8 protein-coding genes are annotated in these 5388 nt (G+C 67.2%); 7 read left to right on the forward strand and 1 reads right to left on the reverse strand.

The window, feature by feature from the left end; all coding sequences use genetic code 11:
- The first annotated feature begins 44 nt into the window (after positions 1-44).
- Positions 45-833 (forward strand): sugar phosphate isomerase/epimerase family protein, encoded by a 789-nt coding sequence (locus LH128_RS13055; RefSeq protein ID WP_008830112.1) that lies wholly within the window; start codon positions 45-47, stop codon positions 831-833.
- Positions 830-1189, forward strand: a complete 360-nt coding sequence (locus LH128_RS13060; protein WP_008830113.1) for an EthD domain-containing protein — start codon at positions 830-832, stop codon at positions 1187-1189. The genes LH128_RS13055 and LH128_RS13060 overlap by 4 nt, the downstream gene beginning before the upstream one ends.
- 18 nt (positions 1190-1207) lie before the next feature.
- Here LH128_RS13060 and LH128_RS13065 read toward each other — a convergent pair whose 3' ends face one another.
- Positions 1208-1858: a TetR/AcrR family transcriptional regulator gene (locus tag LH128_RS13065; protein WP_008830114.1), complete on the reverse strand. Its 651-nt coding sequence runs from the start codon at positions 1856-1858 to the stop codon at positions 1208-1210.
- Positions 1859-2032: 174 nt separating this feature from the next.
- Here LH128_RS13065 and LH128_RS13070 point away from each other — a divergent pair, with 174 nt between their 5' ends.
- The 5 genes from LH128_RS13070 to LH128_RS13085 all read left to right on the forward strand — a co-directional run.
- Positions 2033-2830 carry a hypothetical protein gene (locus tag LH128_RS13070; protein WP_008830115.1) on the forward strand — a complete coding sequence of 266 codons (798 nt, stop codon included), beginning with the start codon at positions 2033-2035 and terminating at the stop codon, positions 2828-2830.
- Between the two features lie 74 nt (positions 2831-2904).
- Positions 2905-3870 carry a VOC family protein gene (locus tag LH128_RS13075; RefSeq protein ID WP_008830116.1) on the forward strand — a complete coding sequence of 322 codons (966 nt, stop codon included), beginning with the start codon at positions 2905-2907 and terminating at the stop codon, positions 3868-3870.
- A 61-nt stretch (positions 3871-3931) separates the two neighbouring features.
- The gene (locus LH128_RS34540; RefSeq protein WP_327195157.1) at positions 3932-4057 is read left to right on the forward strand and encodes a hypothetical protein; all 126 of its coding nucleotides are present in this window, start codon (positions 3932-3934) and stop codon (positions 4055-4057) included.
- Positions 4054-4920, forward strand: a complete 867-nt coding sequence (locus LH128_RS13080) for a 2-dehydro-3-deoxygalactonokinase (protein ID WP_202196478.1) — start codon at positions 4054-4056, stop codon at positions 4918-4920. The genes LH128_RS34540 and LH128_RS13080 overlap by 4 nt, the downstream gene beginning before the upstream one ends.
- A partial coding sequence (locus tag LH128_RS13085; RefSeq protein WP_008830118.1) for a KDPG and KHG aldolase occupies positions 4917-5388 on the forward strand: 472 nt, incomplete at its 3' end. The genes LH128_RS13080 and LH128_RS13085, both read left to right, overlap by 4 nt.

A 5388-nucleotide genomic window follows, 5' to 3' on the forward strand; every position in this document is an offset into this window, starting at 1 on the left:
GCGCAGCGAACTAGCCGGATGGGGTGGGTTTGGGAGAAAAAACAATGCATAAACTATCCCTCGCCTCCGGCGTCCTGCCCGAATTCGGCGCGGTGGACGTGATCGAGGCAGGTGCCGCTGCCGGGTTCGACGCGGTCGGCCTCTGGGTCGATCCGCTGGAATGGACCGCGCAGCATACCCGCGATGCGCGCGCAGCATTGCAGCGCACCGGCCTGCCGGTGCTCGACGTCGAGGTCGTGTGGATCCGCCCCGACACCACGCTCGACGATCACCGCAAGGTGCTGGACGTTGGCGCGCAGCTCGGCGCGGCGAACGTGCTTTGCGTATCCTCGCACGAGGAGGGCGAGACGATCGAGCGCCTTTCCGCCCTGTGCCGCCATGCCGAGGGATCGGGAATGCGCGTGGCGCTGGAATTCGGCATATTCACCGAGGTGAAGACCCTGAGCCAGGCGCTCGGCATTCTCGACCGGGTGGGGCATCCCTTGCGCGCGGTGCTGGTCGATCCGATCCACGTCGACCGCTCCGGCACGACGGTCGGGCAGATCGCTGCCATCGATCCGGCGCTGCTGCCTTACGCCCAGTTCTGCGACGCGCGGGCCGAACGGCCCGATCCGGTGAACTTCGACGCGGTCATCACCGATGCCATCGATCTCCGCGAACAGCCGGGCGAGGGCGCGTTGCCGCTGGCGGCGATGCTGCAGGCATTGCCCCAAGGCATTCCGCTGTCGCTGGAACTGCGCTCGGCTGCGCTACGCGAGGCGTTCTCGCACCCGGCGCTGCGGGCGAAGGCGGTACTTGACGGGATGCGCGAGTGGATGGGCGTGCTGGCATGACGGTAACTGTGATCACGCTCCTCAAGCGCCGCGAAGGCATGAGCGTCGAGGACTTCCGCGCCTACTACGAAAGCCGCCACCGCGTGATCGGCGAGAAAGTGCTGGCGGGCTACGCCACGCGCTACGTGCGCCGGTTCCTCTCGCCGATGGACGGGACGGACCAGCCGTTCGATCACGACGTGGTGATGGAAATCGACTTCCCCGACGCGGCGACGCGCGATGCCTGCTTTGCTGCGCTGGGCGATCCGCAGGTCGCCGCGATGATCGCCGAGGACGAGGAAAACTTGTTCGACCGCAGCCGGGTCCGCGCCTTCACCGTGACCGAGAGCGCATCGGTGATGCCGCCGCTAGGGTAGCTCGGCAGGGGCGGGCCTTCAGGCGGGCCGCAGGGTGCGGACCTGATCTTCCAGCATCTTGAGCATGTGCGGCACCATCGCCTCGTCGAGCGCGCCGGTCATCAGGCCGGTCGCCATACCCTCGATGAGCGTCTGCGAAAGGGCCATGGCCTGCGCGAAATGCTCGGGCTCAGACTGCCATTCGGGGAAGAGGGCGATCGCCTCGGCATTGAAACGCTCGCGGTATTCGACCTGCAGCGGGCGCATGATCTGGGCAAGATCGGCATCGGTGCGCGCGGCCATCGCCAGTTCCTGGAAGGCGACGAAGGCCGGCTTCTGAACCTGCTTCCAGTACGCCGTCACCATCGTCGCGGGTTCATGCTCGGTGATTTCGGACGAGCGGCGGAAGGCCCGCAGGCGTCGCTCATGGAGTTCGACGATGGTGGCGCGGATCAGCGTCGCGCTGTTCTCGAAATGGTGGAGCATCGCCCCGCGCGACAATCCGGCTTCCACCGCGACCAGCGGCGTTGTCGTCCCGGAATAGCCGACCTTCACCAGGCACTGGATCGTCGCCTCGATCAGCCGTCCGCGCGTCTGGGCGCTCTTGATCGACTGGCGGGTGGGCGCGCTTTCGGCGGTCTTGCGGACCGGGGTGCGCTCGGGGCGCTTGCGGGCGGGGCTGGCGGCCAAACTGATTTTCCGTGTGCAATTGCGAAGAGATTGCGCTCCTCCTGCCTTGTCCGGGATGGATCGGGCAACAGGAAAGATGCAAACCCGCATGCGATTTCATGCAAACGCGCTGCGACATGGTAGCGTAGCATGACCGTCGTAAGCGCTCGGCGACCCATTCGAAGGTGCGCATCCATGATCCGTCTGCTGTCTGTCCTTCCCCTTTTTGCCTCGGCGGCGGTACTCGCCGATGCGGCACCCGTGGCGATGCGGATGGCCGCGCCCGAGGCGCATCAGGGCGCGGCATCGGACGGCACGTTCGTCTACGCGATCGACAACGACCGCATCGGTAAATACCGTCTCTCGGACGGAAAAAAGGTGGACCAGTGGCAAGGCGAGCGCCGTCTGTTCCCCCACATGAACAGCTGCACGGTCGTTCAGACGAAGCTCTACTGCGCCGCCTCCAACTACCCGGCGGTGCCGCAGACCAGCGCGATCGAGATCTTCGACACCCGCCCGCTGCGCCATTCCGGCACCATCAGCCTCGGTTTCGGCCCGGGATCGCTGACCGTGATCGACCGGCACGACGGCAAGTGGTGGGCGGTCTTCGCGAACTACGAGGGCAAGGGTGGCGAGCCGGGGCGCGACTATCGCTACACCGTGCTGGCGCGGATGGACGAACAGTTCCGCATCGAGCAGACCTGGGCCTTCCCGGACGAGGTTCTCGCCCGCATGGCGCCCAAGAGCTGCTCCGGCATGAGCTGGGGCGTGGACGGGCTGATCTACGTGACCGGCCACGATCGCCCCGAGCTCTACGCCTTGCGCCTGCCGGAAGCGGGCTCGCGCCTCGAACTGGTAGAGACCTTCGCCATCGCCACGCCGGGGCAGGCGATCGACTGGGATCCGAAGGCGAAGCGCCGCCTCTGGTCGATTGCCCGCGACCGCAGCGAGATGGTCGCCAGTGACATTCCCGAGGTCGCTTCGAAGCGCTGAGGTTTCTTCGCCAGTCGGACACTGGCGCGCTGCTCGTGGGACATGGGCCTCAAGCCGCGATCAATCTTCCGGTCATGATCATCCAGCCCATTCAGGAAGCCGTCGTCAGCACCTTCGACATCGAACGCCTGGCGGCGCCTTTAATGCAGGTGTGCCGCTATGACCGCGTCGACTTGCCCGATGCTCCGCCTTCCCAGTTCGCGGCATGGCATGTTCCGCAGCAGTGCACGCGGATCGAGCAGGCGCTGTTCGTGCCGCAGAACACCGTATCCGGGCGCGGCGCGCTCAGGCTGGTGCGCTTCCACGGGGTGGAGCAGAAGGTCATGCGTTCCAGCCAGCGGACCTGGGACACCGGCGGCATCTTCGACGTCGATATGTTCTCGGCCGACGTCGATAAGGTCTATCGCGGGCTGCAGCGCCACGGCTGGACGGCGTTCGGCGAGCCGGTGGATTACAGCGAGGCGCACTTCTCGGTCCGGCAGGTCGTGGCGATCGGCCCGGACGGATTGAACCTTGCGGTGATCCAGCGCTATTCGCCCGAAGTGCCGGGGCTCGATCCTTCGGGCAGGCTTTCGCCGGTGTTCAATTCGACGCAGATGGTGGCGGATATCGAAGGCGCCATCGCGTTCTACGTGGACGTGTTGGGCTGGCACGAGGACCTAGACTTCATGGTCGAGGGCGTGGCCGAGCCGGGTGCCGATGTGCTCGGCCTGCCGCTGCCCGCCGCGATCGGGGCGCAGCGCCGGGTGGTGATCTTCAACCCGCCGGGGCCGTCGGTAGGCGGAGTCGAGTTGATCCACAACGCCGCGATGTACGGCCGCCGCTGCGACGCCGACTGCGCGGCGCCCAATGTCGGCATCCTGTGCCTGCGCTTCGAAGTGGAGGATGCCAGTGCCTATGCCGCAGCGATCGCCGGCCGGGGCGGGTCACTCCATATCGAACCGGCGGCGTTCGTGATCGCGCCTTACGGAACCGTCACGCTGTTCGCGGTCCGCTCTCCCGAAGGCGCGATCGTCGAGTTCTTCAGCTACGGGGGCTGACAGTGCTGCGGCGTCATTGCGACGATTGATATTATAAATACGTTCTCTTATGCAGTTGTCCATGAAGAGGCCCGGCAAGGATACGATCTCGACGGAAGACGGGCGCTATGCGACGTCTACCCGTTCCAATGCAGGAGCGATTGCCGTGGTTCTGGTGCCTTGCGTGATTTGCGCGGTGACCTGGTGACAAGCGCCTTCATCGCCGTGGACTGGGGCACGACCAATCGCCGCGCCTATGTGATCGAGGGGGGTGAGATCGTCGCCGCCGAGCGGGACGACAAGGGCATACTCTCGGTCCCGGAGGGTGGTTTTCCTGCTGCCGTCGCGGACTTGCGCGCGCGGCACGGCGGGTTGCCGATGCTGCTGGCGGGGATGGTCGGCTCCAACCGGGGTTGGCATGACGCGGGCTACGTCGCCGCGCCCGCCGGGATTGCCGAGCTTGCGGGAAACCTCGTCTCGCCGGTCGAGGGCGTCGCCATCGTCCCCGGCGTCTGCCGCTATGCCGAAGGTCGCCAGGACGTGATGCGCGGCGAGGAAGTTCAGCTTCTCGGCGCCGTTGCGGCAGGGCTGGCGCCTGCCGAGGCTCTGCTGTGCCAGCCCGGAACCCACGCCAAATGGGCGGTCATGCGCGGCGGCGCGCTGGCCGACTTCACCACCGCCATGACGGGCGAGATGTTCGCCATGCTCAAGGCCCATTCGCTGATCGGCAGCGAGATGACCGGCGAAGTCGATGCCGACGAGGAATTCCGCAAGGGCGTCGAGGCCAGCGCCGACGGTGACCTGCTCGCCGCGCTGTTCGGCGTGCGCGCGGCTTCGGTGCTCGGCGCGCGGCCTCCCGGCACGGCGGCGGCCTATGTCAGCGGCCTGCTGCTCGGCACCGACTGCCGCGCCCGGATCAAGCCGGGGGAGACCGTCTACCTCCTCGCCGACGGGCTGCTCGCGCGGCTCTATTCCGCCGCCATTTCAATCGCCGGGGGAGAGGCAGTCGTCGTCGACAGTCACGCTGCCTTCATCGCCGGCATCACCCGCATCCGGGATATGACTCCATGATCGACCTTGCCACCGCGCTTGCGCAGCTTCCCCTCGTCGCGATCCTGCGCGGCATTCGCTCCGACGAAATCGAGGCCGCCGCCGACGTTCTGGTCGAGGCGGGCTTCCGCCTGATCGAAGTGCCGCTCAATTCGCCCGACCCGCTCGTCACCATCGAGAAGCTGGCGCGGCGCGTCGGCGACCGGGCGATCGTCGGCGCGGGCACGGTGCTGACGGTCGGGCAGGTCGCCGAGGTGCAGGACGCGGGCGGCGCGATGATCGTCTCGCCCAATACCGACGTCGCCGTGATCGCCGAGAGCGCCCGTCGCGGCCTCGTCTCGCTGCCGGGCTACTTCACGCCGAGCGAGGCGTTCGCGGCACTCGCGGCGGGGGCAAGCGGCCTCAAGCTGTTTCCGGCCGAGGCCGCCAGCCCCGCCGTGGTCAAGGCCCAGCGTGCCGTGCTCCCCAAGGACGTGCCGCTGCTGGCGG

Source organism: Sphingomonas sp. LH128 (assembly GCF_000293195.2).
In the GTDB taxonomy this organism is placed as follows: Bacteria; Pseudomonadota; Alphaproteobacteria; order Sphingomonadales; family Sphingomonadaceae; genus Novosphingobium; species Novosphingobium resinovorum_A.